Source organism: Kitasatospora sp. McL0602 (assembly GCF_052076145.1).
Taxonomy (GTDB): domain Bacteria; phylum Actinomycetota; class Actinomycetes; order Streptomycetales; family Streptomycetaceae; genus Kitasatospora.
Genome location: NZ_CP197246.1, coordinates 1,748,582 through 1,773,057, shown reverse-complemented (window position 1 = coordinate 1,773,057; position 24,476 = coordinate 1,748,582). Strand labels below are relative to the sequence as shown.

The window sequence follows — 24,476 nt, the reverse complement described above, 5'->3', positions numbered from 1 at the left end:
TCATCTTCAGGATCATCTTCAGGAGTACCGATGCTCCGTTCCGCCCTCCTCGCCGCATCCCGCTCCCCGCAGGTGCGCACCGTCGTCGAGAAGTTCCCGCCGACCCACGCGATAGTCGAGCGCTTCGTCGCCGGCGAGCTGCTCGACCAGGGCATCACCGCCACGGACGAGCTGGTGGCCACGGGCCGCAAGGTCACGCTCGACCACCTCGGTGAGGACACCAAGGACGCCGCCCAGGCCGCCGGCACCGCCGAGGCGTACGAGCACCTGCTCGCCGCGCTGAAGGAGACCGGCCTGGCCGCCAACGCTGAGGTCTCCGTCAAGCTCTCGGCCGTGGGCCAGTTCCTGCCGGTGGACGGCGAGAAGATCGCGCTGGAGAACGCCCGGCGGATCTGCGAGGCCGCCGCGGACGCGGGCACCACCGTGACCCTCGACATGGAGGACCACACCACCACGGACTCGACCCTGTCGATCGCCCGTGAGCTGCGCACGGACTTCCCGTGGCTGGGCGTCGTGCTCCAGGCCTACCTGCGCCGCACCGAGGCCGACTGTGCGGAGTTCGCCGCCGCGGGCTCCCGGGTGCGGCTCTGCAAGGGCGCCTACAAGGAGCCCGAGTCGGTCGCTTTCCAGGGCAAGCGCGATGTCGACCTCGCGTACGTCCGGGCGCTCAAGGTCCTGATGGCGGGCGAGGGTTACCCGATGATCGCCTCGCACGACCCGAACATGATCAAGATCGCCGGCCAGCTGGCCGAGTGGAACGGGCGCAAGCGCGACAGCTTCGAGTACCAGATGCTGTTCGGCATCCGCCCCGAGGAGCAGCTGCGCCTCGCCGAGGCGGGCAACACCATGCGCGTGTACCTGCCGTACGGGCAGGAGTGGTACGGGTACTTCATGCGACGCCTCGCGGAGCGCCCGGCCAACCTGGCCTTCTTCCTGCGGGCGATGGCCACCCGGGGCTGACGCCACCCGGGAGCCCGCCAGGGGCGCGGGGAGCAGCACGACCAGGCACCGGTACGGTGCCCGCCGGTCGCGCCGCTCCACGCGCCCCTTTCGCATGCCTGAATGGGCGTCAACACTCCTCAGCGGCACGACAGTTAGTGGACGACTCCGGGTTGCGTGCAGTGCTGGCCGCCGGGCTCGGGGCGGGCCCATGATGGCCGCGGGCCGCCGCCGGGGCGGCCGTACCGCCCGAATCGAGAGGGTCTCCCGTGACTCATGCCCGTCGTACCGCCGCCACCGCGCTCCTCGCGGCAGGCATCCTCGCCGCCGGTGCCACCACCGCCTCGGCGGCCACCGCTTCGGCCGAGCGGATCGGCACCGCCGACCAGCTCCAGGCGCACCTGGCGAAGGCCGTCTCCCTGGAGGCCGCCAACTCCCAGGTGAGCCACGTCCGTCAGCCCTACGGCTTCGTCAGCCCCGCCGGTTTCGCGAGCGCCGCAGGCACTGCCCTGGTGCATCCGTCCTCCTGCTGACGCCTGGCCGGGAAGCGGTCCTCGTAACGGCTGTCGGTGCGCCAACACAGCTCATGTGAACGGCAGTTACTGGACAGATGTTTTCAGCGTTCGGATCTGGGCGCCCAGGGCGGCCCGCGCCATGATGGCCGCGGGCCGCCGCTGGGCGGCCCTGCCGACCCGAACCGAGAGGACCTCATGACCACCGCACGCCGTACCGCCGCCACCACGCTGCTCGCTGCCGGCCTGCTTGCCGCCGGTGCCACCACCGCTTCGGCGGCCACCGCCCCGGCCGAGCGGATCAGCACCGCCGACCAGCTCCGGGCCCACCTGGCGAAGGCCGTCGCGCAGGACGCCCACAAGTCCGTCGTGGGCACCGACGTCCGCACCAACGGCTGGGAGGCCGCCGTCCGGAGCATCGCTGCCTCCAGCTGCTGACGCCCGGCTGAATCCGGCTGAATCCGCCTGAAGGAGAACCATGGACACCGAGGACGTACTCGACGCCCCGTCCGTTGCCGTACCCGCACCGTCCTGGTGCCCGAGCGGAGGAGCGGAGCGGCCGGAGTCGGTCGTCCTCGGCGTCCGCTCCCAGGACGACGGGGGGCTCACCTACCTCGCCGAACCGCTGCCCGCCGCCGAGGTGCTGCCGCTGGTGCCCGAGGGCATCCTGCCGACCCGGGTGCTGCGCTTCGCCTCGCACTGCGTCAGCGACTGCGCGCACCGCGCGGGCAACGAGTGCACCCTGATCTCCAAGATCAGCCAACTCCCGCCCGTCGACGAGGCCAAGCTGCCCCGCTGCCACCTGCGCGCCCGCTGCAAGTGGTGGCAGCAGAGCGGCGCCGACGCCTGCGGCCGCTGCCCCGCCGTCTCCACGACTCTGCTCGCCACCGACACCCTCGGCGGCCGCGCCGCCGACCCGACCGTCACCCCCGCCCAGCTCCAGGAGTGGATCACCGCCAACCCCGACGGCCCGGCCGCCTGATCGGGCCGGTTGGTCGGTCGGTCGGTCAGAGCATGGCGGCGGCCGGCTTCACCATGGCGCGGGCGGTCTTGGCGTCGACGTACTCGCCGATGGCGGTCATCACCCACTCGCCCGAGTACTGGCGGACGAGCTTGCACATCACCACGCCGGTGTGGGGGGCGGACTGGGTGAGGTCGAAGCGGACCAGCTCGTCGCCGGAGGAGGCGTCGAGCAGGCGGCAGTAGGCGTTCTTGATGTCGGTGAACTTCTGGCCGGAGAAGGAGTTGACGACGAAGACGAGGCCGCAGACCTCGGCCGGGATGCCCTCGAGGTGGACGGTGATCGCCTCGTCGTCGCCGCCGCCCTTGCCGGTCAGGTTGTCGCCGGAGTGGGCGATGGCGCCGTCGAAGATGCTCAGCTTCATGAACCAGGCCGTCTCGACCTTGTTGCGCTGGGCGTCGAAGGCGATGCAGGAGGCGTCCAGGTCGATGTTGCGGCCGCGCCCGGCGGGCTCCCAGCCGAGGCCCATCCGGACGGAGGCCAGGAAGGGCTTGCCGTTCTTCTCCAGCGAGACCGAACCGCCCTTGACCAGGCTGACCCGGCCCTTGTCGAGGGTAACCTTCGTGGAGCCCGGGGTCGGCACGGCGGGCGGGGTCACCGGCCGTGGCGGTGCGGCCGACGGTGCGGTCGAGGGGGCGGGCGGCGCGGCGGCCGGGGTGACGGGAGCCGTGGCGGCGGGCTGCTCGACCGAGACGCCGAAGTCGCCGGCGATGCCGGCCAGGCCGTCGGCGTAGCCCTGACCGACCGCGCGGACCTTCCAGCTGGTGCCGCGCCGGTAGACCTCGACCACCACCAGGGCGGTCTCCCGGCCGAGCCGGGGCGGGGTGAAGACGGCCAGCACCTCGCCGGTCTCCGTGTCGCGGACGGTGGCGGTCGGCTCCGTACCGGCGAAGGTGGCGCCCGCGTCGTCCAGGCTGGCCGTGACGACGACGCGGTCGATCCCGGCGGGCAGGGCGGAGGTGTCGACCGTGATGGCGTCCGGGGTGCCGGCGGCGGCCGGGCGGTGGGTGACGCCGGGCCCGTTCGGGGCGTTGAAGAAGACGAAGTCGGCGTCGGAGCGGACCTTGCCGGCTTCGGTGAGCAGCAGACCGGAGACGTCCAGCGCCTTGGGCGCCGAGACCTCGACCGTCACCCGGGCAGCGGTGAGCGGCGCGTTGCCACCCTGGGTCAGGACCGTCGACACAGTGCTCCTCCTGAGGTGCTGGGCTGGGCTCGCCCCAGCCTAACCAACCGGGCGGTCGGACCGTACGAGACCCGGCCGCGGGGCGGTAACAGGGCGGCAACGGGGGAGCCGACGGCCCGTCAGGGAAGGCTATTGCCGGGCGCGGCCGGGTGGGGAAGCATGCGGGACATGCCTGCTCTTCAACGTACCGAGGCACTGACACGTGCCCGTCTGCTCGACGTCCACGACTACCGGCTGGACCTCGACCTCACCCGGGGAGAGGAGCTGTTCGGCTGTACCACCGTGATCCGGTTCGCCTGCGCCGAACCGGGCTCGGAGACCTTCCTCGACCTGCGGCCCGTCGAGCTGCTCCGCGCGGTGCTGAACGGCCGCCCGCTCGACCCGGCCGCGCTGGCCGACGGGCGGCTCACGCTGCCCGGCCTGGCGGCGGAGAACGAGCTGCTGGTCGAGACCGTCATGCGCTACTCCCGGACGGGCGAGGGCCTGCACCGGTTCACCGACCCGGCCGACGGCGCCGTGTACGTCTACGCCAACTCCAGCCCGGACGCGGCCCCGAGGGTCTTCCCCTGCTTCGACCAGCCCGATCTGAAGGCCCGGTTCGGCCTGAGCGTCAGCGCGCCCGAGCAGTGGACGGTGATCGCCAACTGCGCGGGCACCCAGCCGGAGCCCGGCCGCTGGGTATTCGAGCCGACCAGGCCGATCAGCACGTACCTGGTGACGCTGGTCGGCGGCCCGCTGCACTCGGTCTACTCCGAGCACGACGGCATCCCGCTCGGCGTGCACGCCCGTCGCTCGCTCGGCGCCGCGCTGGAGCGGGAGGCGGCCGAGCTGTTCGAGATCACGGCCGCCTGCTTCGACCGGATGCACGAGGTCTTCGACGACCGGTACCCGTTCGGCAAGTACGACCAGGCGTTCGTGCCCGAGTTCAACTGGGGGGCGATGGAGAACCCCGGCTGCGTGGTGATCGCCGACAAGCTGGTCTTCCACGCCCCGGCGACGGAGGCCCAGCGGGAGAACCGCGCGATGGGCATCGCGCACGAGATGGCGCACATGTGGTTCGGCGACCTCGTCACCATGCGCTGGTGGGACGACCTCTGGCTGAACGAGTCGTTCGCCGAGTACCTCGGCTACCGCGTCGCCACGGAGAACACCCGCTTCACCGGAGCCTGGACGACTTTCGGCATCCGCCGCAAGTCCTGGGGCTACGACGCCGACCAGCGGGACACCACCCACCCGATCGCGGCCACCGGCGTGGAGAGTCTGGCCGAGGCGATGGTCAACTTCGACGGCATCGCCTACGCCAAGGGCGCCTCCGCCGTGAAGCAGCTGGTGACCTGGCTCGGCGACAAGGCGTTCTTCGCCGGGATCAACGAGTACCTGGCCCGGCACCGGTACGGCAACGCCGATCTCGCCGACTTCCTTACCGCGCTGGCGGGTTCGAGCGGACGCGACGTGCAGGGCTGGGCCGACCGCTGGCTGGGGACGACCGGCGTGGACACGCTGCGGATCGAGGGCGGCGAGCTGATCGCCGAGGGCTCCCGGCCGCACCGCGCCGGGGTCGGCGTCTACCACGCCGTCGGCGGCGCGCTGGTGCCGCGCGAGCGGTTCGAGCTGGAGGTCGCCCCCGGGGGCCGGGCGCAGCTCCCCGTCGGGGTCGTCGGCGGGGCGCTGCTGCTGCCCAACGACGGCGACCTGACGTGGGCCAAGATCCGTCTGGACGAGGCGTCCTGGCGGACCGTCAGATCCTCGCTCTCGACGATCACGGACCAGCTCGCACGGGCGGTGCTCTGGGAGCACGCGCGCGACAGGGTGCGGGACGCGGAGCTGACGCCCGCCGAGTACCTGGAGCTGGTCGCCGACCACCTGCCCCGCGAGCCGGTCGACGCGGTGGTGGAGACGGTGCTGCTCTTCGCCCGCGCGGTCGTCGTGCAGACCTACCTGCCGCCGGAGGAGCGGGCCGGCGGGCACGCGCTGCTGCGGCAGGTCTGCGACCGGCTGCTGGCCTGGGACGGCGCGAGCGAGAGCGTGCGGCGGGTCGCCCGGCAGGCGGCGATCGAGAACGCGGTCGGTGAACCGGCGCTGCTCTGGGGCTGGTTGAGTGGATCCCGGTCGGCTGGCGAGGCGGCGGACGAGGCGCTGGAGCCGGAGCTGCGCTGGGCCGTGCTGACGCGGCTCGCGGCCTCCGGCGAGATCGACGAGGAGCGGATCGCGGCGGAGCTCAGCTGCGAGCCGAACGACATCGCCCAGCAGGGCGCTGCGGCCGCCCGGGGTGCGCTGCCAGGGGCTGCGGCGAAGGAGCGGGCCTGGGAGCAGCTCTTCCGGGGCGGGCTGTCGAACTTCCTGCTGGCCGGGACGGCGCAGGGCTTCTGGCTGTCCGGTGACGCGGAGCTCCAGGAGGCGTACGTGCAGCGGTACTTCGAGGAGCTGCCGGGTGCCGGGTCGCGCGGCGACATGGTGATCCGGACGCTCGGGCAGCGGCTGTTCCCGGCCGGGTGGTCGACCGCGCGGACGGTGCGGCTGGCCGAGGCCTGCCTCGCCGTGGAGGGGCTGACGCCCGCCACCCGGCGGGTGCTCGGCGACCACCTGGACGACCTGCGGCGGGCCGTCCGGGTGCGTTCGGCGCGTTAGGCGGCGGCGGGGGTGGCTCGGCTGCCCCCGCCACCCCGGCCTAGAACGTGCCGCGGGTCGCCAGGGCGCGGGCGGTGACCGGGGCGAAGGCCGAAGCCGTCCAGGTCTCCTGCGGGGTGCCGGTGGTCCGGGAGCCCCGGACGCCGAAGGTGTAGGTGCCGGGCGGGAGTTCGGGGGCGGTGAAGCGGTAGATCAGCGTCGCCCGCTCCTGGGTGACGGTGACGACCGTGCCCGGGAGGTCGTTCCACGGCGTGATACCGGGGAGGGTGTCCGGGCGGGCCAGCCGCAGCTCGACCTGGAGCGCGGCCATCGGCTCGCCCACGGTGAGGGTCAGGGTGTGCCGGGTGCCGGAGGGGCCGAGGGTCTCCCGGAGGGCCTGGCCGGTCAGCGTGTCGGCCGGCTTCTCCGTCGGCTTCCCGGTCGGCGGTGCGGTGACCGGCGGGGTGCTGACCGGGGAGGTGGTCACCGGCGGCTGCGTCGGGCCGAGCTGCGTCGGCGGGCCGGTCGGCGCCGGTGTCGGGGAGGGCGAGCCGGTGCCCGTACCGGTGCCGGTCGGCACGGGCGAGGGGGTCGGCGACGGGGACATGGTGGGCACCGTGCCGACCTCGATGGGCCGGGGCGTGACCGGTGCGACCGGCGGCGCAGTGGTGGCCGAGCCGTGCGGGGCGGTGGGCCGGGGCGAGCCGTGGTGCCGCGACTCGGCGCCGGGATCGGTGCTGGAGCCGAGGCTGGGGCTGATCAGGGCGCGTGGGCCGGGCATCGCCTGCGGGCCCGGGGTGGCCGCGTCGGCGGGCTGCGCCGGGGTGCGGTCGGCCTGCGGCAGCGGCGGGCTGCCGCCCACGGTGGAGCTGTCGGGGTGGCGTCCGACGTGCTGCTGGGCGCTGACCAGCCAGGTGGTGGCGGCGCTGATGCCGAGCACGGTGGACATCGCCATCGCGGCCCCGGAGAACCGGATGCCGGGCAGTGCGAAGCGCCCGCCGACCGGGCCGGGACGCCCGTGCCGCCGGGGCCGGACGGGCCGGCACTCCATGCTGGTCCTGCGGTTCGTCACCCCGGCATCCTCTCCGACTCTCCGAGATCCGCCGTGTGTCGCTCGGCGCGTGCCCCGTCCCGCTGTGTCGGGAAGGGAACTCGGTGTCACGAGATTACCAGCGGCCCACCACTGTTACGCCAGTGCGGTGCGGGCGTGGATCTGTGCGGTAGTCGTATGGGATGGGCCGAAGTTGACGCCGTGGCAGCTCGGACCCGATCCCCGCCGTCCGGCGGGGGTTGCAACCTCCTGCAACCTTTGCCCGCCGACGTTGCGTCCATCAGTCTGGCCCCTGACCCCAGCCGCCTCGGAGAGACTGTCATGCCGCGCGACCCGCAGTCAGCTGCCTCGCCCCCGCCGTTCGCCGCCACCCCCACGGGCGACGAGGCGGGTCCTTCCGCTGCCGTCCCGGTGCCGGTGGAGGAGGTCATGACGCTGCGGATCGCGTTGGACCAGGATCTGGTCGGGGAGGTACGTACCCGCTTCCGGTACGACCCCGAGCGCCCGTACGAGGTGCTGCTCACCTTCCATCTCGGGCGCGCGGACGAGGCGGACTGGGTGTTCTCCCGTGAGCTGCTCCGGGACGGCCTGCGCGGCCTGAGCGGGCAGGGCGACGTCAAGCTGTGGCCCGCTTACTGCCCCTGCCACGGATCGACCCTGCACCTGGCGTTGGAGTCCCCGTACGGGAGCGCGCTGCTGGAGGTCTCCAAGCCCAGGGTGAAGGCCTGGCTGGACCGGACCTACCGCTGCGTCTCGGAGGCCGCCGAGGCGGTCGCCGGGCCGACCGACGACCAACTGGCCGCGCTGCTCAAGGGCTGAGCGCTCAAGGGCTGACTGATCAGGGGCTGAGCGCTCAACGGGCTCGGTGGTTGGGGGATGGGCGGCAGTGCCGAGGGCAGCCGGGTGGTGCCCGCGAGCAGCCCGGCGCGGAGTTCGCGGACCCACGGGCCGGAGGAGCCGGGCAGCAGGTCGTACGGATCGCCCGGCCCGGTGACGGTGACGTCGGCGGAGCGGGTCAGCCGGTAGGGCCGGTGGTCGAGCAGCCCGCCGAGGTAGCGCCGCAGCCGGGAGATCTCGGCGCGGACGGTCACCGTGCGGGCCGGGTCGCCGAAGAGCGCCTCGGCCAGCTGGGCGGCGGTGCGGCCCTCGCGGTGCATACAGAGCAGCAGCAGCAGTTCGGCGTGGCGCGGGCTGAGGGTGTGCGACCAGCTGCCGACGGAGCCGGAGACCAGGAGCTCGGGCCGGTCCGGCGCGCTCAGGTCGAGCCGGATGCGGGCCCCGACGGTCTGCTCCTCGACGGCCCCGGCGTTGGTGTTGAGCGGTCTGATCAGCCAGCCGTCGGCGAGCGGCTCGACGGCGCACTCACCGAGCGAGGGCAGCCAGTGCACCGGTGCGCCGCCCCAGCCCTGGGCGGGCAGCCGCAGTCGGGGCACCGGCGGCAGGCCCACCGTCGCGGCCGTCCAGCCCGCCTGGTCGACCACGATGGCCGGTTCGCCGAGCCGGGCGAGCAACGGCGCTGCGACGGTGCGCAGTTGGTGCAGCACCTCGAGTTGCCGGGCCCGCAGCTCCGCCTCGGCGAGCCGGGCTGCCGTCACGGCGAGCTGGAAGAGGTACGGCGCCATCGTCCGGGCCGGGCCGCTGAGGTCGAGCACCCCGGCGAGGCGCCCGGTGCGGGGGTCGTGGACGGGGGCCGCGACGCACGTCCAGCCGTGGTGGCTGCGCAGGTAGTGCTCGGTGGAGTGCACCTGCATCGGGCGGCCGGTCCGCAGTGCGGTGCCGATGCCGTTGGTGCCGACCTCGTCCTCGACCCAGCGGGCGCCGCTGTCGAAGCCGATGTTCTCGGCGGTGCGGCGCAGGGCGCGCTCGCCCTCGTGCCAGAGCACATGGCCGTCGGCGTCGGCGACGGCCAGGATCAGCGGGGTGCCGGAGGTCGGCGCCAACAGGGTCGAGCGCAGCACCGGGAGGATCTCGGCGAGCTGGGTCTGTCGCCGCCGGTGTTCGAGATCGGCCGGGCTCAGGCGGTAGGCGTTGCGCCCGCGCTCCGGGTCCAGGCCGAGGCGGCGCAGCCGCTCCCAGGAGTCGCCGATCACCGGCCGGAGCCCGTCCGGGCCGCTGTCGTCGTCGGCGGGAGCGGTGTGTCGGCCTGCCGCCCGAGGGCTCTCCAGCAATCCGTCTCCCCGGTCGAGTCGTCCGTGCGGACCGCATGGTCCGCATGGTCCGTGTGGCCCGTGTGGTCCGGAGACAGGGTACGGCGGTCGGCGACCGCGATGACGGAGTTGCGAAATCTTTCATCCGGGCACCCGCCCGGTGGCCGCAGGGTGGCTGCTACCGCTGCTGGGTGGTCTCCTGCTGGGCGGTCTCCACGGTGCGGTGGAGGTCGGTGGTGGCGTCGAGGGCGGTGGTGGCGGTGAGGGCGAGGCAGGCGGCCAGCGCGAGGGCGGCGGCGAGCCGGGCGGGGCCGGGGCGGGTGGCGCGGGCGGCGGGCGCGAGCAGCGCGGCGACGCGGCGGGGCACGGGGCCGGTGTGCACGGCGGGGGCCAGCCGGGGGCGGTCGGGGCGCGGCGCGCGGGCGGCGGCCAGGGCGGCCCGGCCGACGGCGCGGGCGGTGGTGGCGCGGTCGCCGGTGGTGCGGGCGGCGGTCTCGTCGGCCCAGCGTTCGAGGTGGTAGCCGAGCGGGGTGCGCAGGCCGCGCAGGGCGGGGTGCAGCACGGCGGCGTACTCGGCGACGGCCAGGAAGAGGTGGTGCCGGGCGGCGAGGTGGGCCCGTTCGTGGGCGAGCAGGGCGGCCCGCTCGGGGCCGTCGAGGGCGCGGAGCATGCCGGTGGTGACGACCACCCGGCCCGGGTGCCAGGGCAGACCGGGCAGGGCGAAGGCGTCGGCGCGCTCGTCCTCCAGCACCGTCAGCGCCCGGCCGCCGGGCCCGGCGGCGGCGTCGGCCCGGCGCAGGTCGGTGAGCTGGTGGTGGGCGGCGCGGGCGGTCAGCGCGGCGGCGGTGAGCAGCGCGAGGGCAGCGGCCGCGGCGGCGTACGGGGAGCCGGCGGGCAGCCAGTGCAGGTGGCCGAGGGCGGCGACGAACGGCAGCCGGAGCAGCCCGGTGAGGGTGAGCAGGGCGAGCGAGACGGCGGTGGCGACGCCGAGGGTGGCGGCCGTACCGGCCAGCACGAGGGCGGCGGTGCGTGGTGCGAGGGTCTCGGCGAGGCGGAGGGCGAGCGGGGCGGCGAGGAAGGGCAGCAGCAGCGGGGCCCAGACGGCGAGGTTCATGTGGCCGCGTCCCCGAGGAGCTCGCGCAGCAGGCGCTCGTCGGCGTCGGTGAGGTCGGAGACGAAGCGGGCGAGCACGGTCGAGCGGTCCTGCCCGCGCTCCAGCTCGCTGCGCATCCGGCGGGCGGCGAGCCCGGCCTCGTCCTCGACGGTGGGGGTGTAGGCGAAGCCGCGCCCGGCCTTGCGGCGCTCGACCTGCCCCTTGTCGTGCAGGCGGGCCAGGATGGTGGCGACGGTGGTGCGGGCCAGCCCGTCGCCGAGGGCGGTCTGCACGTCCTGCGGGGTGAGCGGCGCGGCGGCGGCCCAGAGCGCGGCGAGCACCTGGCCCTCGAGTTCGCCGGCGTGGCGGCGGGCCTGGGCCGGTGTGAGCTCCGGCGTCGGCTCGGGTGTCCGCTCCGGTGTCCGCTCCCGCGTCATGTCGACGTTCCCTCCCGTTTTCGTCTACAGTCCCATAGACCGTCTACATCACTGTAGACGGTCGAGGTCGGCCCCGCGGGCCGCCTCCAAAAGTACGGGAGGTCCGCCAGCCTTGCTCCAGTCGTCCGCCCATCTCGCGGTGAACGTGCTCGACGCCTCGTCGCTGCTCGCCGCCTTCGGCGCCCTCGGGGTCGCCGTCGTACTCTTCGCCGAGACCGGCCTGCTGGTCGGCTTCTTCCTGCCCGGCGACTCGCTGCTCTTCACCGCCGGGCTGCTCTGCGTGCCCGGCGCGGCCGGAGGCACGCAGCTGCACCTCGCCGAGGTGCTGCCCGCCGCCGTCGCCGGTGCGCTGATCGGCGCCCAGGTCGGCTACGTCGTCGGTCGCAAGGGCGGCCGCGCGCTGCTCGCCCGCAGCGACCGGGCGAGCCTGCGCAAGGGCGCCGAGCGCGCGGAGGAGCTGCTCGCGAAGTACGGGCACGGCAAGGCGATCGTGCTGGCCCGCTTCATCCCGGTCGTGCGGACGGTGCTCAACCCGCTCTGCGGGATGCTCGGCGTGCCGGCCCGGACGTTCGCCGTCTGGCAGGTGCTCGGCGGCCTGCTCTGGACGGTCGGCGTGGTGCTCGCCGGGTACGGTCTCGGCTCGACCGTGCCCAGTATCGACCGATACCTGCTCCCGATCATCGCTCTGGTAGTAGTTGTCTCTGTGATCCCCATTGCTCTCGAATTGCTCAAGGCCCGGCGCTCCGGCGGTGCTGCCCAGTGAGCCCCATGCTTCTCGCACATCACAGCCTCGCGTACGACGGCAGTGGCATCGACGGCGGCCTGTACACCCGGGTCATCGGCTGGGCGCAGAGCGCGCCGAGCTGGCTCGACTCACTGGTCAAGGCCTGGTCGAACCTCGGCCTCGCGCTCTTCGCGGTCTTCATGATCTACGCCTGGTGGAAGGCGCGCACCGCCGACTCGGTGGTGATGGCCAGGGTGCTGGCCTCGCCGGTGATCGTGGTCGCCGCGTACCTCGTCAACTCGGTGCTGAAGAGCCTGGTGTCGGAGAACCGGCCCTGTCAGCAGCTGCCCACCAGCGTCACCCTGGAGGCATGTCCCGTCGCCGGTGACTGGTCCTTCCCGAGCAACCACTCGGTGATCGCCTTCGCCGCCGCGACCGCGCTCTGGTTCGCCTTCCGCCGCCTCGGCTGGATCGCCGGGGTGGCCGCCCTGGCGATGGCCGCCTCGCGGGTCTGGATCGGCGTGCACTACCCGCACGACGTGGCGGTCGGCGCGCTGATCGGCATCCTGGTGGGCATCCCGCTCGCGCTGGTGGCCGGTCGCGCCGCGCCGTTGGTCGACCGCCTGCGGAGCGGGCCGTTGGGGCCCTTCCTGGGAACCGGGCCGCTGCCGGCCCTGGAGACGGCGGGCCGCGCGTAGAGACCGTCCGCTCCCTTGTGCGGCCTGCCGCACGGGGAGAGCATGTGAGCCGGGTGAGGAGTCTCCTCACCCGGCTCTGCTGTTGCTGCCCGCACTGCTGCGGAGGGGACGCGCCATGCCGTACCGGCTCGACATCACTCAGGGCGACTGGCCCGCCGAGGAGTTCGCGAAGGGGGTCGAAGGCATCCTGGCGGAGAGCATGGTGCTCACGCTGGCCACCGCCGGGCCCGAACTCGGCCCGCACGCCAACCTCGCCTTCTTCGCCCACGACGAGGACCTCGTCCTCTACTTCGTCAGCGAGCGCTCCACCCGGCACAGCCTGCACCTGGCCGAGGAGGCCCGAGCCGCCGCGACGGTCTTCCTGCCGCCGCCGGTCTTCGGCGAGCAACTGCGCGGCGTACAGCTGGCCGGCCTGGCGGGCGAAGCCTGGGGCCGGCAGGCCGAGGCGGCCCTGACCGCCTACCAGCGCCGCTACCCCGGCTTCGCACAGGACCCGGACGTACGCGAGCAGTTCCTGGCCGGCGGCGGGGCGGCGGCCCTCTACCGCTTCCAGGTCGAGGAGCTGACAGCGGTGGACGAGCCCCACTTCGGCCGGCGCAACTACCTACGGGCGCGAGTCCTGCGGTAGGGCGGCCACTTCGCGGGGCTCGGAGTGGGCCGGTCCGACTCAACCCCTTGTGTCACGCCGGGAACTCCCACTCCATCAGGTAACGGGAGGCGTCCAGCGTCATCTCGTTGACCTCCAGGGGGAGCCCGCCCTGCGCGAACGCGAACCGCACGATCAGCACCACCGGCGTCCCTGCTCCCAGGGACAGGGCCTGCGCCTCCTCCGGCAGCGGCATCCGCACCCGGACCTGCTCGCGGAAAGCCACCGGTGCCCACCCCAGCTCCGCCAATCGGGCGTAGGTGCCGCCGGGACCACTGTCCACGGAGGTGATCGCCGACCCGGCCACCTTCGCCGCCGGCAGGTAGGAGGTCGCGAGCATTACCGGCGCACCCTCCACCAGGTAGCGCCGGTCGCGCACCCACACCGCCGCCCCCGCCTCCAAACCCAGCGCCTCGGCGATTCGGCCGGGGCAGGGTTGCTCGACCACGGTCGCGCGGTCCACGGCCATGGGCCGCTCGTCCAGATCGGTCTGCCAGATCGAGCGCCCGCTGCCCCACTGTGCCACCGACAACCGTTTGCCGGCCTGCCGAAGAATCGGCCGGAAGGACCGCACCCGGGTCCCCGAGCCGCGCCGAGCCTCCGTCAGTCCTTCCGCAGCGAGCACCGCAAGCGCACGCCGCGCTGTCTCCGCCGCCACCTGGTACTGCTCCACCAGGGCGTTCTCACTCGGCACGACCGCACCCGGCGCAAGATCGCCGTCCAGGATGAGGCGGCGCAACTCATCAGCGATCCGGCGGTACGGCGGGGTCGACACAGCTCCTCCAGAGGATCAGTTCCCTAGGGAAGCCAAGGTAGAGCACCGGAGTCGCGCAGTCCTCCGCAGGGCCCTCGGTGTTCAGCCCGCCGGAGCAGATCCGCCGATGCCCTTCGCCGGACCTGGCGGGCTCCTGCCCGGGGCTGTCGCGGTGAGCTGTGTGCAGGTCAGGGGAGGTCTGCTGTCGGGGGCCTATGTCAGAGTCTGCGCATGCTCGACATCGTGGTGAAGACGGAGAACTGGGAGCGGCACGTCCGGGTGTCCGCCGAGGACCTGGCGGGGATGGTGCGGCGGGTCGGCGGTGAGGGTGACCGGTTCCTGGTGGTGCAGCGGGTGCCTGACCTGCCGGATGTCTTCGCCCAGGTCTGGCACGAGGCTGATGGGGACTACACGCTGGAGCACCGGGACGGGGCTGCTGACCGGCACTTCCGGGTGGTGGTCGACGATGTCGAGGCCGTGGTCGCGGCGATGATCGGCTGGGCCCGCCGGGATGCTGGTTGGGACACCGGCCCGGCGTGGTCGTTGCTGGACATGGGCCCCGCCTGTGAGGTGCCGCCGCTCGACCTGGGTGACGACGAGCGTGAGGAGTTGGAGAGGCGCGTCCGTGAGGTGCTGGTCGGCGGCTATGCCACCCGCGCCGAACTGGTGGAGCTCGCTGAGGAGTACCTGGTCACTGCGGATCGTCGACCCGTGTCGCGTGAGCAGGCCGGGGTGCTGGTCGACCGGATGTGGCTGGAGCGGGTCGCGGAGCAGGCCGAATGGCAGGGCGCGACCGATCCTGAGCGGCTTGCCCAGGCGTTCGACGCTCTCCAGGGATCCGGGATCACCGCCCGCGAGCACTTCACCTGCTGCCGCAGCTGCGGCCAGGCCGAGATCGGCGCGGAAGGCGGGCCCGACGCCCGCGGCTTCGTCTACTTCCACATGCAGTGCACGGACTCCGCCGCTGCCGGCCAGGGGCTGATGCTGCTCTACGGCGGCTTCGACGGCTCGTCCGGGACCACCGCAGCCATCGGCCGCGAGGTTGTGGCCGCCCTCGAAGCGGCCGGCCTGGCCGTCGAGTGGGACGGCGACCCCGACCGGGCCATCACCGTCACGCCCCTGGACTGGCGCCGTCGCCTGGTCGGATAGGGGGCCTGTTCGGCGCCTGCGGCTGAGCGACAGTGGCCCAAGGTTGTATATACAACTTTTGAGGGGCGGTTAATCTCCGCGCTGCCGGACGGATGCCTGCCGGACACCTGGGCGCCTGAGGCTCGACGCATGAGAGTCATCGTCGTAGGAGCAGGCGTGCTCGGCACCATGCACGCCTGGCAGGCCGTCGAGCGCGGTCACGAGGTCGTCCATCTGGAGCGCGAGACGGAGGCGCGTGGCGCCTCGGTGCGTAACTTCGGCCTGGTCTGGGTCAGCGGGCGGGCCGGGGGCGAGGAGCTCGCCACCGCGCAGCGGGCCCGTGAGCTGTGGGAGGGCATCGGCGCCCGGGTGCCGGGTCTGTACTTCCGGGCCAACGGATCGCTCACCCTGGCCCGTACCAAGGCCGAACTCGCCGTGGCCGAGCAGGCGTTGACGTTGCCCGATGCCGCTGAGCGGGGCTACCGGCTGCTCGACGCCGCCGAGGCGCGGGCGCTCAACCCCGCCCTGCGCGGTGACTTCCTCGGTGCGCTCTCGTGCAGCCGGGACGCCGCCGTCGAGCCCCGGCTCGCCCAGCCCGCACTGCGCGCCGCGCTGGAGGCCACCGGCCGCTACACCTTCCTGCCCGGCCGCGAGATCCGCGACGTCGTCGGCGAGAACGCCGTCCGCGACGACCACGGCCAGGTGCACACCGGTGACCTGGTGATCCTCTGCACCGGTGCCTGGCTCGGCGGCCTCGTCCGCGAGCTCGCCCCCGAACTGCCCGTCCGCAAGGTGCGGTTGCAGATGATGCAGACCGAGCCGCTCGGCGAGGCACTCACCACCTCCGTCGCCGACGGCGACAGCTTCCGGTACTACCCCGCGTTCGCCGGCACCGCCCTGGACGAGCTGCGCGCCACCCAGCCGCAGCCGCCGGTCGCCGCCGAGCACAAGATGCAGCTCCTGATGGTCCAGCGCCAGGACGGCGGCCTCACCATCGGCGACACCCACGAGTACGAGCACCCCTTCGCCTTCGACGTCGACGAGGACCCGTACGAGCACGTCGCCACCGTCGCCTCCGAGCTGCTCGGGCGCCCGCTGCCGCGGATCCGCCGCCGCTGGGCCGGGGTGTACGCGCAGACCGTCGACACCACCCGGGTCGTCCACCGCGAGCAGGTCCGGGACGGCATCTGGCTCGTCACCGGGCCCGGTGGCCGGGGCATGACCTGCTCACCGGCCATTGCCGAGACCACTGCCCAACTTGTGAATCTGTAAAGGTGATTGACATGACTGACACTGACATCCGGCTCGTCGTGCTGGACATGGCCGGTACCACCGTGGCCGACGACGGCCTGGTCGAGAAGGCCTTCCAGGCCGCGGCCGACGCCCTGGGCGTCGAGGTCGGCGGCCCCGAGCACGAGCGCATGCTGGCGCACGTGCGGCTGACCATGGGGGAGTCGAAGATCTCCGTCTTCCGCCACCTCTTCGGCACCGAGGAGAAGGCGCAGCGGGCGAACGTCGCCTTCGAGGCCGCCTACCACGGCCTGGTCGCGGACGGGCACTGCGAGGCGCTGCCGGGCGCCGCGGAGGCGATCGCCGAGCTGCGGGCCGCCGGGCGGAAGGTCGTCCTGACGACCGGCTTCTCCCGGGCCACCCAGGACCAGATCCTCCAGGCGCTCGGCTGGGAGTCCATCGCCGACCTGTCGCTCTGCCCCGCCGACGCCGGTCGCGGGCGGCCCTACCCGGACATGGCGCTGATGGCGCTGCTGCGGACGGAGACCGACTCCGTGCGGCAGCTGGCCGTCGTGGGGGACACCGGCTACGACATGCTCACCGGCTCGCGCGCCGGGGCGTCGGTGGTGGCCGGGGTGCTGACCGGTGCGCACCGCGAGGAGCGCCTGCGGGCGGACGGGGCTACGCACGTGCTCGGCTCGGTGGCCGAGCTGCCGGGGCTGCTGGGCGCTTAGAGCAACCACAGCAGGGGCGCGGGGAGCTGTGGGATCAACCGTGAACGTCGGCGGTGGTTGATCGCGCAGTTCCCCGCGCCCCTGGGGGGCCCTGTCAGTGGATCGTGCCGGCGTAGCGCTGGAGGAATCGGGTGCCGGTGCCTGCTGTCACGGTGACGTCGTAGACGCCGTTGGTGGTGGCGGGGAAAGTGAGGGTGGTCTGCTGGCCGGGGGCGACCCAGGTGGTCTGGGTGGTGGGGGTGGTGAAGGAGACCTCGGTGTTGCCCGCGTTGGCGAGTTGGAGGGTCAGGGCGGTGCCGGAGAGCTGGGCGGTGACGGCGGGGACGGCGATGTCGTCCTGGCCGGTACGGACGACCGTGCCGGCGAAGCGGCGGACGAAGCCGTCGGGGCCGTGCACGGTGAAGTCGTAGCGGCCGTCCGTGGTGGTGGCGTCCCAGGTGTAGGTCTTGGTGGTGCCGGGGGCGACCGTGTAGGGGGTGCCCGCGAAGGGGAGGGCCATGTTCGGGTAGACGGTGTAAGGGAACGTCACCGTACCGGAGTTGGTCATCGTGCAGACCACCGCGCCGGTCGTGCGGTTGATCGTGACGTCGGCGCCGGGGCGGTAGGGGAGCGAGCGGTGCGGGCGGGTGCCGGGCTCCTGGGCGGGCATCGCCTGGGTGCCGGTGGCGGGGAGGGCGACGGCGGGGAGGGATGCCCCGGCGTCGGCCTTGGCCATCAGGGCGGTGGTGTCGGGCAGGGTGGGGATCGAGTAGTCGGGGTTGGTGAAGTCGAAGCAGCTCGTCAGGTCGCCGCAGACGGAGCGGCGCCAGGCGGAGATGTTCGGCTCCTGCACGCCGGTGACGACCTCCAGGAAGCGCAGCACCGAAGTGTGGTCGAACACCTGTGAGTTGACGTACCCGCCGCGTGACCAGGGCGAGATCGCCCACAGCGGCACCCGGTTGCCGAGGCCGATCGCGCGGCCCTGGGTGAACTCCTCCGGGGTGCCCGCCTCGGGGGTCGGCGGCACCATGTGGTCGAAGTAGCCGTCGTTCTCGTCGTACATCACCAGGAAGACGGTGTGCTGCCAGACGGCCGGGTTGGACATCAGCGACTGGAGTGCCTGGTCGACCCAGTGCGCGCCGTAGTCCGGGCTGGCGTTGGGGTGTTCGCAGAAGAGGTACGGCGCGACCAGCCAGGAGACCGTCGGCAGGGTGCCCGCCTTGCAGTCCTGGTCGAAGGCGGTCGGGTCGAACTTCGTCATCGCGTTGATGTAACGCGGGTCCGTGGTGGGGAAGTTGTGGAACTGCTTGAAGTACGAGAGGGCGTTGTCGTCGTAGTCGCCCGTCCGCTCGTCGGTGCTCGGGTTGTGGTAGACCCGCCAGCTCACCCCGGCGCTCTGCAGCCGCTCGGCGTAGGTCGTCCAGTCGGCGACCGGGTTCTCGGTGACGGGCGTGTTGTCGATCCACGGGCCGGTGGTGCCGTCCCGGCCGGGGCCGGCCGTGCCCGTCCAGAGGTAGAGGCGGTTCGGGTCGGTCGGGCCCGCGAGCGAGCAGAAGTAGGCGTCGCAGAGGGTGAACGCGTCGGCCAGGGCGTACTGGTAGGGGATGTCGGCGCGGGTGAAGTACCCCATCGTGCGCTCGCCCTTGGCGGGCACCCACTTGTCCATCGCGCCGTTGTTGATCGCCTGGTGGCTGGTCGCCCAGTCGTGGGCGAGGCCGGCCGCGTTCTGCGCGTTGTACTTGGTGGTGTCCATCCGGTACGGCAGCATCACGCCGCCGTCGCTGCGCCCGGCGTCGGGCTGGCGGAAGACGTTGCCGCTGCCCGGGTACTGGAGGGCCTGCTGGTCGCCGAAGCCGCGCACGCCGTTCAGCGTGCCGAAGTAGTGGTCGAAGCTGCGGTTCTCCTGCATCAGGACGACCACGTGCTTCACGTCGGCGACGCTGCCGGTGGTGGCGGCCGAGGCGCTCCCGGTGGAGGGGAGGCCGACCACGGCGGCGGCACCCGCAGCGGCGGAGGCACCGACGAAGGTGCGGCGGCTGAACTTGGTCATGGGGGGCTGGCCTCTCAGAGCGTGAAGGTGGCGACGGCGGCGGCGGTGTCGGACGGCCACTCGTTGGCGGCGGTCGACGGGTCGGGCTGCGGCCAGCCGGTGGCCAGGGTGTGGGCCTCGACGAGGGTGAGCGGCCCCGCGAACTGCACCTGGTCGATCCGGTCCTGCGGCTCTGCCTTCGTCCCGCGCACCTTGCGGGTCGGCGACCAGGTGTTGCCGGGGGAGGCCGCCGGGTCGGGCTGCGCCGCGCGGTAGGCGTCGGTGAGGCCGGCGTTCTGCAGGGTGGTGGTCACGGGCCAGGCGAGCGGGCGGCCGGTGGCGGCCGTCCAGTCCAGGTGGGAGGGGGAGGCGAGCGCGGCGGCCAGGATCACCGGCTTGCCGCCGGCGGCGTCCGCCTGCACGGCCGTTGCCAGTGCGGTGGCCTGCTTCCCACGGGTGGAGGCGGCCTCGGCGGTCTGCACCTGGGCTGCCGTCTGGCCGTCCTGGATCGCGTACGGGCCGTAGCCGGTCTCGTCCAGGTGCGCCGACCAGAAGCGGACGCTGCGCCCGCCCGGCAGTTGGAGCGTGACACCGGCGGCGGGCAGCGAGGTGGTGGTGGCGGTGACGGCCGTCAGCGGGTAGCGGCTCAGCACGCCGACGCTGCCCGTGCTCTGGTAGGCGTACCAGCCGAGTGCGGTGGCCAGGGCCTGGGCGGCGGTGCCCGCGGTCTCCTGGAGGGCCAGCACGTCGAGGCCCTGGGCGAGGATCACCCGGAGCTGCTTCTCCTGGGCGTCGGTGAAGGCGGCCCCGGCGGCGCTGAGGTTCCAGCTGGCGGCCTTCAGGCGCAGCGGCCCGGCGGCGTCCCGGACGGGCACCTGCACGGTGACGGTGTCGCTGACGCCGGACGGGTCCTTGATCTCGACGGTCACCACGGCCGGGTGGGCGAGCGCGGTGGCCGGGGCGGTGCCGGTGACGGTGCCGTCGGCGGCGACGCTCAGCCAGGAGTCGCCGCCGGTGCGGCGGTAGGTCGGGGTGCCGGTGCCGTGCTGCCAGAGCCCGGCGAGCTTGATGCTGACGGCCCCGCCGGGGGCGGCCTGGGTCGCCGTCAGGGCGTCCACGGCGGCGTGCGGGCGGGCGGCGGCGGCCTTGGGCTTGAAGCTGAACGGCGCGGTCTGCGCGAGGATGCCGTACCCGTCCTTGGCCAGCAGGTAAGCCGTGTACGGGCCGCCGGTCAGCGCCGAGGTGTCGAGCTGAACGTCGCCCGAGCCGCCCGGGGTGTACTTCCACAGCAGTGAGGAGCCGGTGCCGGGCAGGCGGGTGCCGTCGTAGATGCCGACCCAGTTCTTGGTGTCGGGTGCGGTGGTCGTCCAGTGGAAGGTGAGCTTGTCACCTTCGGTCGGGCTGGTCGGCGTACTGAGCGCGAGGGTGCTGCCGGTCGCCACAGATGTCCTGTCCGCCACGCCAAGTCTGGTGCGGCTGGGTCGAGTTGGCTGTACAACTGACCCAATTCACTCTAAGTGTGGCGGACTTCATATGAACAGAGCATGACGGGACATCGGGGGGCCGGCGGCGATTCGGAAGGGTCGGTATGCCAACTTCAGTGCCGACCTCAGTGCCAGCCTCAGTGCCAACCTCAGTGACTGCTACGGAGATTGAGGACGACCACGCCGATGATGATGAGGGCGAGGCCGAGCCACTGGGCCCGGCCCAGCTGCTCGCCGAAGACGACGACGCCGATGGCGGCGACCGCTGCGGTGCCCGCGCCGGACCAGACCGCGTACGCGACCGAGACGGGTATGTGCTTCAGGGCCTTGCTGAGCAGTAGGAAGGAGAGGGCGTAGCCCACCCCCACCGCGAGGCTCGGCCAGAGCCGGGTGAAGCCCTCGGTGAGCTTGAGGCAACTGGTGGCGCAGACCTCGCTGGTGATCGCCAGGGCGAGCAGCAGGTAGGCCATCAGGCGATGAGGGTGCTCAGGAAGGCCAGGTCGGCCTGCTCCAGGCTCTCCAGCAGGGTGATCCGCTCGGCGGCGGCGATCGGCACGGCCGAGGGCACGGCCAGCACGGCGCAGCCCGCCGCGTGGGCGGAGGCGACGCCGGTCGGGGTGTCCTCGACGGCGACGCAGGCACCCGGGGCGAAGCCGAGGCGGCTGGCGGCGGCCAGGTAGGGGGCCGGGTCGGGCTTGGTGAGCTCGGTGTCCTCGGCGGCCAGGGTGACGGCGAACCACTCGCGGCCGAGGCTGCCGAGCACCAGGTCGACCACCCGGCGCGGCGAGGCGGAGACCAGTGCGGTCGGCACGGCGGCGTCGCGCAGCTCGGCGAGCAGGGCGAGGGCGCCGGGGCGCGGCACGATCTCGCCCGCGACCTTGGCCGTGAACGCGTCGTTGAGCTGCTCGACCAGCTCCGCCTCGGCCCGCTCGGTGCGGCTGATGCGGTGCAGGTGGGCGGCGGTGTGCTCGACGGCCCGGCCGAGCACCTCGGGCACGTCCTCCTCGCCGAGCGTCAGGTGCAGCTCGGCGGCGAGCTCGGCGGTGGCCTCCCACCAGAGGTGTTCGGTGTCGACGAGGGTGCCGTCCATGTCGAACAGGACGGCTGACGGGTAGTCAGGCATGGCGGTACCTTAGGTTTTCTTGTTCGGGAACGACAGGGTGCGTCAGACCGCGCGGCGGTCGACCAGCACCGGGCGGTCCGGCAGGGTGAGGTCCGCGGTGCTGCCGACGGGCAGTGCGGCGGCGGCCTCGGTGGGCAGGTCGGCCTTGACCTCGGTGCCGTCGGAGAGCCGGACGGTGATCCGGGTGACGCTGCCGAGGAAGGACGCGCCGACCACCAGCGCGGTGCCGCGCTCGGCGGGGAGCAGGCCGACGTTCTCCGGGCGGACGAGCACCTCGAGCGAGCCGTCGGCCGGGATGGCGCCGTCGACGGGGTAGCGGCGGCCGAGCACCTCGACGCCCTCGCCCGTACGCACGCAGGGGATGCGGCTCATGGTGCCGACGAACTCGGCGACGAACGCGGTGGCCGGGCGGGCGTACAGCTCCGGCGGGGTGGCGCACTGCTCCAGGCGGCCCGCGCGCAGCACGGCGACGCGGTCGGCCATCGAGAGCGCCTCCTCCTGGTCGTGGGTGACGAACAGCGTGGTGATGCCGAGCTCCTGCTGGAGGCGGCGGATCTCCTCGCGGAGGTTCAGCCGGACCTTGGCGTCGAGCGCCGAGAGCGGCTCGTCGAGCAGCAGTACGCGGGGCTGGAGGGCCAGGGCGCGGGCCAGCGCGATGCGCTGCTGCTGGCCGCCGGACATCTGGTGCGGGAAGCGGTCGGCGTGCTGCGGCAGGCCGACGAGCTCCAGCAGCTCCTGGGCGCGCTTGCGGCGCTGGGCCTTGCCGGTGCCGCGCATCCGCAGGCCGAAGGCGACGTTGTCGGCGGCGCTCAGGTGCGGGAAGAGGCTGTAGGACTGGAAGACCATGCCGGCGTCGCGGCGGTGCGCGGGCACCCCGGTGATGTCCTGGCCGTCGACCAGCACCTGGCCGGAGTCGTGCTTCTCGAAGCCGGCCAGGATGCGCAGCGCGGTGGTCTTGCCGCAGCCCGAGGGGCCGAGCAGGGCGAGCAGCTCACCGGGGTGGACGGTGAGATCCAGCCCGTCCAGGGCCGTGGTGGTGCCGAACTGGCGGCGCAGCGAACGGAATTCGACGGTCGCGCCGCCGGGGGCGAGGGTCACTCCGGAGGCGGGGGCGGTAACCGTGGTCATGGGGGTTCTCCGAGGGTCGGTCAGGGGCGGGCGGGCTTGCGGCCGCGCCGTTCGCGGCCGGCGGCCGAGAGGGCGAGCAGCAGCACCCAGGCGAGCAGCAGGCTGAGCACCGAGACGGCGACGGACATCTGACCGTCGCTCTTGCCCGCCTCGTAGATCCAGACCGAGAAGGGCTGGTAGCCGAGGATCGAGGAGGTGGTGAACTCGCCGAGGACCAGGGCCAGGGTGAGGAAGGTGGCGTTCAGCAGCGAGCTGCGCAGGTTGGGCAGGACCACGGTGAAGACCGCGCGCGGCCAGCTCGCACCGCAGTTGCGGGCGGCCTCGACCAGCGTACGGACGTCGACCACGCGCAGCCCGGCGTCCAGCGCCCGGTAGGCGAGCGGCAGCGACATCAGCACGTACGCGAGCACCAGCACGACCGGGAAGGACGGGTTCTGGATCGCGACGATGGTCTGGAAGAGCGGGGTGTCCTTGAGGTAGTCGGGGCCCCAGCGCAGCACGCCGATGATCCCGGCGGTGAGCGCGATCACCGGGACGACCAGCGGCAGCGAGCAGACGACCTCGATGACGGTACGCAGCCGGGGCGAGCCGAGCCGGACGCCGACCAGGGCGGGCACCAGCAGGAGCAGCACCACCAGGATGGTGACGGCGGCGAGTTCGAGGGTGAACGTCAGGCTGTCGAGGAAGCCGGGCGCCTGGATCAGGCCGGTGTAGGCCTTGAGCGAGAAGCCGTTGACGTCGTCGACGCTGAAGATGACCGAGCAGGCCATCGGGACGATGAAGTACAGCCCGGCGATCAGCAGGACTGCGCCGCGTCCGAAACGGATGCGCCCACCAGGAGATCGGGAGGTCAGGCTAGCCATCGGGCACTCCGGCGCTGGAGGGGCAGGTAGACGGCCATCACGAGGGCGGCCACCACGATCATGTCGAGGCTGAGCGCGAGGGCGACGTTGCCCTGGCCGACCAGGACGTTGCCGGACAGCGCGTCGGCGATGTGCAGCGGGATCAGCGGGACGGACGCGCCGACCATCGCGGCCGCGGTCGCGTACGCGGCGAAGGCGCTGCCGAAGAGCATCACGTACCCGCCGAGCAGCGAGGGCAGCAGGATCGGCAGGGCGACGTGCCGCCAGTACTGCCAGTTGGTCGCGCCGTTGTTGTTCGCCGCCTCACGCCACTGCACCCGCAGCCCTTCCAGGGCCGGGGTGATGGTGATGATCATCAGCGGGATGAGGAAGTACAGGTAGACGACCGACAGGCCGGTGAAGGTGTAGAGGCTCCACCCGTGCTGGGTCAGCTTGAACGTCTTGGTGAGCTCACCGGCGTTGCCGAGGGTCGCGACGAACGCGAACGCCAGCGGCACGCCGCCGAAGTTGGCGAGCACGCCGGAGGCGGAGAGCACGGCCTCGCGCATCATCCGGAACCGGGAGGTCACCACGGCCTGGGCGAGCGGCAGCCCGACGACCGTGCCGATCAGCGCGGTGAGCGCGGAGAGCTTGATCGAGCCGAGCAGCGCCGTCCAGTACGCGCCCTGGACGGACGCGGTCATGTTGGACGTGGTGAAGGTGCCCGCGCCGGTGGGCGCGTCCGGCGAGAGGGTGAACGCGCCGATGACGATCGCGACGGCGGGGAGGCCGAAGCTGATCGCGAAGAAGACCAGGAGGGGGAGGGTGGCGAGCCAGGGCCCGCCGGCGGGCCGCAGCCGGCTGCGGCGACGGGCCGCCTTGGCTGCGTGGGGGGAGGACGGTGCGGTGCGGGGGGCCCCCGCACCGCCGCCGAGCTGCTCGGCGGCGGTGGAGGACGGCACCGGGGTGGGAGCCGTGTTCATGGTG

Annotated in this window: 25 protein-coding genes; 12 read left to right on the top strand and 13 right to left on the bottom strand. The window is 73.0% G+C overall.

Features of this window, described 5'->3' with window-relative positions:
- The first annotated feature begins 30 nt into the window (after window positions 1–30).
- The 4 genes from ACR68M_RS08195 to ACR68M_RS08180 all read left to right on the top strand — a co-directional run bounded on the left by ACR68M_RS08195 (window position 31) and on the right by ACR68M_RS08180 (window position 2,433).
- Window positions 31–960, top strand: a complete 930-nt coding sequence (locus ACR68M_RS08195; RefSeq protein WP_441249780.1) for a proline dehydrogenase family protein — start codon at window positions 31–33, stop codon at window positions 958–960.
- A gap of 248 nt (window positions 961–1,208) precedes the next feature.
- Complete coding sequence (locus ACR68M_RS08190; protein ID WP_441249779.1) at window positions 1,209–1,472, top strand: hypothetical protein; 264 nt, start codon at window positions 1,209–1,211, stop codon at window positions 1,470–1,472.
- Window positions 1,473–1,649: 177 nt separating this feature from the next.
- Entirely contained in the window at window positions 1,650–1,889 is a 240-nt protein-coding gene (locus ACR68M_RS08185; protein ID WP_441249778.1) for a hypothetical protein, read from the top strand.
- A gap of 40 nt (window positions 1,890–1,929) precedes the next feature.
- Window positions 1,930–2,433 (top strand): hypothetical protein, encoded by a 504-nt coding sequence (locus ACR68M_RS08180; protein WP_441249777.1) that lies wholly within the window; start codon window positions 1,930–1,932, stop codon window positions 2,431–2,433.
- A gap of 25 nt (window positions 2,434–2,458) precedes the next feature.
- Here ACR68M_RS08180 and ACR68M_RS08175 read toward each other — a convergent pair whose 3' ends face one another.
- Window positions 2,459–3,643 (bottom strand): TerD family protein, encoded by a 1,185-nt coding sequence (locus ACR68M_RS08175; protein ID WP_441251538.1) that lies wholly within the window; start codon window positions 3,641–3,643, stop codon window positions 2,459–2,461.
- A gap of 180 nt (window positions 3,644–3,823) precedes the next feature.
- Here ACR68M_RS08175 and pepN point away from each other — a divergent pair, with 180 nt between their 5' ends.
- Window positions 3,824–6,283: an aminopeptidase N gene (gene pepN / locus ACR68M_RS08170; protein ID WP_441249776.1), complete on the top strand. Its 2,460-nt coding sequence runs from the start codon at window positions 3,824–3,826 to the stop codon at window positions 6,281–6,283.
- Between the two features lie 40 nt (window positions 6,284–6,323).
- On the opposite strand, the gene ACR68M_RS08165 is transcribed toward pepN, so the two are convergent.
- Entirely contained in the window at window positions 6,324–7,334 is a 1,011-nt protein-coding gene (locus ACR68M_RS08165) for a hypothetical protein (RefSeq protein ID WP_441249775.1), read from the bottom strand.
- A 300-nt stretch (window positions 7,335–7,634) separates the two neighbouring features.
- Between ACR68M_RS08165 and ACR68M_RS08160 the strand changes: the two genes are divergently transcribed.
- On the top strand, window positions 7,635–8,132 hold the full coding sequence (locus ACR68M_RS08160) for an SsgA family sporulation/cell division regulator (RefSeq protein ID WP_441249774.1): 498 nt from the start codon (window positions 7,635–7,637) through the stop codon (window positions 8,130–8,132).
- Here ACR68M_RS08160 and ACR68M_RS08155 read toward each other — a convergent pair.
- The 3 genes from ACR68M_RS08155 to ACR68M_RS08145 form a co-directional block, all read right to left on the bottom strand.
- Window positions 8,054–9,481, bottom strand: coding sequence for a GAF domain-containing protein (locus ACR68M_RS08155; protein WP_441249773.1), 1,428 nt, complete (start codon window positions 9,479–9,481; stop codon window positions 8,054–8,056). The genes ACR68M_RS08160 and ACR68M_RS08155 overlap by 79 nt on opposite strands.
- 157 nt (window positions 9,482–9,638) lie before the next feature.
- A complete protein-coding gene (locus ACR68M_RS08150; RefSeq protein ID WP_441249772.1) occupies window positions 9,639–10,574 on the bottom strand; it encodes a M56 family metallopeptidase in 936 nt (311 codons plus the stop codon).
- Window positions 10,571–10,990 (bottom strand): BlaI/MecI/CopY family transcriptional regulator, encoded by a 420-nt coding sequence (locus ACR68M_RS08145; protein ID WP_441249771.1) that lies wholly within the window; start codon window positions 10,988–10,990, stop codon window positions 10,571–10,573. The genes ACR68M_RS08150 and ACR68M_RS08145 overlap by 4 nt, the downstream gene beginning before the upstream one ends.
- A gap of 112 nt (window positions 10,991–11,102) precedes the next feature.
- Between ACR68M_RS08145 and ACR68M_RS08140 the strand changes: the two genes are divergently transcribed.
- The 3 genes from ACR68M_RS08140 to ACR68M_RS08130 all read left to right on the top strand — a co-directional run bounded on the left by ACR68M_RS08140 (window position 11,103) and on the right by ACR68M_RS08130 (window position 13,040).
- Window positions 11,103–11,753, top strand: a complete 651-nt coding sequence (locus tag ACR68M_RS08140; RefSeq protein WP_441249770.1) for a DedA family protein — start codon at window positions 11,103–11,105, stop codon at window positions 11,751–11,753.
- 5 nt (window positions 11,754–11,758) lie between these two features.
- Window positions 11,759–12,412, top strand: a complete 654-nt coding sequence (locus tag ACR68M_RS08135; RefSeq protein ID WP_441249769.1) for a phosphatase PAP2 family protein — start codon at window positions 11,759–11,761, stop codon at window positions 12,410–12,412.
- Between the two features lie 115 nt (window positions 12,413–12,527).
- Window positions 12,528–13,040, top strand: coding sequence for a hypothetical protein (locus ACR68M_RS08130; protein WP_441249768.1), 513 nt, complete (start codon window positions 12,528–12,530; stop codon window positions 13,038–13,040).
- 52 nt (window positions 13,041–13,092) lie between these two features.
- Here ACR68M_RS08130 and ACR68M_RS08125 read toward each other — a convergent pair whose 3' ends face one another.
- On the bottom strand, window positions 13,093–13,833 hold the full coding sequence (locus tag ACR68M_RS08125) for a GntR family transcriptional regulator (RefSeq protein ID WP_441249767.1): 741 nt from the start codon (window positions 13,831–13,833) through the stop codon (window positions 13,093–13,095).
- A 210-nt stretch (window positions 13,834–14,043) separates the two neighbouring features.
- On the opposite strand from ACR68M_RS08125, the gene ACR68M_RS08120 reads away from it, so the two are divergent.
- The 3 genes from ACR68M_RS08120 to ACR68M_RS08110 all read left to right on the top strand — a co-directional run bounded on the left by ACR68M_RS08120 (window position 14,044) and on the right by ACR68M_RS08110 (window position 16,904).
- Window positions 14,044–14,961 carry a DUF6891 domain-containing protein gene (locus ACR68M_RS08120; RefSeq protein ID WP_441249766.1) on the top strand — a complete coding sequence of 306 codons (918 nt, stop codon included), beginning with the start codon at window positions 14,044–14,046 and terminating at the stop codon, window positions 14,959–14,961.
- Window positions 14,962–15,090: 129 nt separating this feature from the next.
- Complete coding sequence (locus ACR68M_RS08115) at window positions 15,091–16,212, top strand: TIGR03364 family FAD-dependent oxidoreductase (RefSeq protein ID WP_441249765.1); 1,122 nt, start codon at window positions 15,091–15,093, stop codon at window positions 16,210–16,212.
- An 11-nt stretch (window positions 16,213–16,223) separates the two neighbouring features.
- On the top strand, window positions 16,224–16,904 hold the full coding sequence (locus tag ACR68M_RS08110) for a phosphonatase-like hydrolase (RefSeq protein ID WP_441249764.1): 681 nt from the start codon (window positions 16,224–16,226) through the stop codon (window positions 16,902–16,904).
- A 94-nt stretch (window positions 16,905–16,998) separates the two neighbouring features.
- On the opposite strand, the gene ACR68M_RS08105 is transcribed toward ACR68M_RS08110, so the two are convergent.
- The 7 genes from ACR68M_RS08105 to ACR68M_RS08075 form a co-directional block, all read right to left on the bottom strand.
- A complete protein-coding gene (locus ACR68M_RS08105; protein ID WP_441249763.1) occupies window positions 16,999–18,933 on the bottom strand; it encodes a phosphocholine-specific phospholipase C in 1,935 nt (644 codons plus the stop codon).
- 14 nt (window positions 18,934–18,947) lie between these two features.
- On the bottom strand, window positions 18,948–20,354 hold the full coding sequence (locus tag ACR68M_RS08100) for an endonuclease/exonuclease/phosphatase family protein (RefSeq protein ID WP_441249762.1): 1,407 nt from the start codon (window positions 20,352–20,354) through the stop codon (window positions 18,948–18,950).
- A 191-nt stretch (window positions 20,355–20,545) separates the two neighbouring features.
- Window positions 20,546–20,866: a DMT family transporter gene (locus ACR68M_RS08095; protein ID WP_441249761.1), complete on the bottom strand. Its 321-nt coding sequence runs from the start codon at window positions 20,864–20,866 to the stop codon at window positions 20,546–20,548.
- The gene (locus ACR68M_RS08090; protein ID WP_441249760.1) at window positions 20,866–21,519 is read right to left on the bottom strand and encodes an HAD family hydrolase; all 654 of its coding nucleotides are present in this window, start codon (window positions 21,517–21,519) and stop codon (window positions 20,866–20,868) included. The genes ACR68M_RS08095 and ACR68M_RS08090 overlap by 1 nt, the downstream gene beginning before the upstream one ends.
- A gap of 42 nt (window positions 21,520–21,561) precedes the next feature.
- Window positions 21,562–22,647: an ABC transporter ATP-binding protein gene (locus ACR68M_RS08085; RefSeq protein ID WP_441249759.1), complete on the bottom strand. Its 1,086-nt coding sequence runs from the start codon at window positions 22,645–22,647 to the stop codon at window positions 21,562–21,564.
- Window positions 22,648–22,667: 20 nt separating this feature from the next.
- Window positions 22,668–23,510: an ABC transporter permease gene (locus ACR68M_RS08080; protein ID WP_441249758.1), complete on the bottom strand. Its 843-nt coding sequence runs from the start codon at window positions 23,508–23,510 to the stop codon at window positions 22,668–22,670.
- Window positions 23,498–24,472 (bottom strand): ABC transporter permease, encoded by a 975-nt coding sequence (locus ACR68M_RS08075; RefSeq protein ID WP_441249757.1) that lies wholly within the window; start codon window positions 24,470–24,472, stop codon window positions 23,498–23,500. Before ACR68M_RS08075 ends, ACR68M_RS08080 begins: the two co-directional genes overlap by 13 nt.
- Window positions 24,473–24,476: the final 4 nt, after the last annotated feature.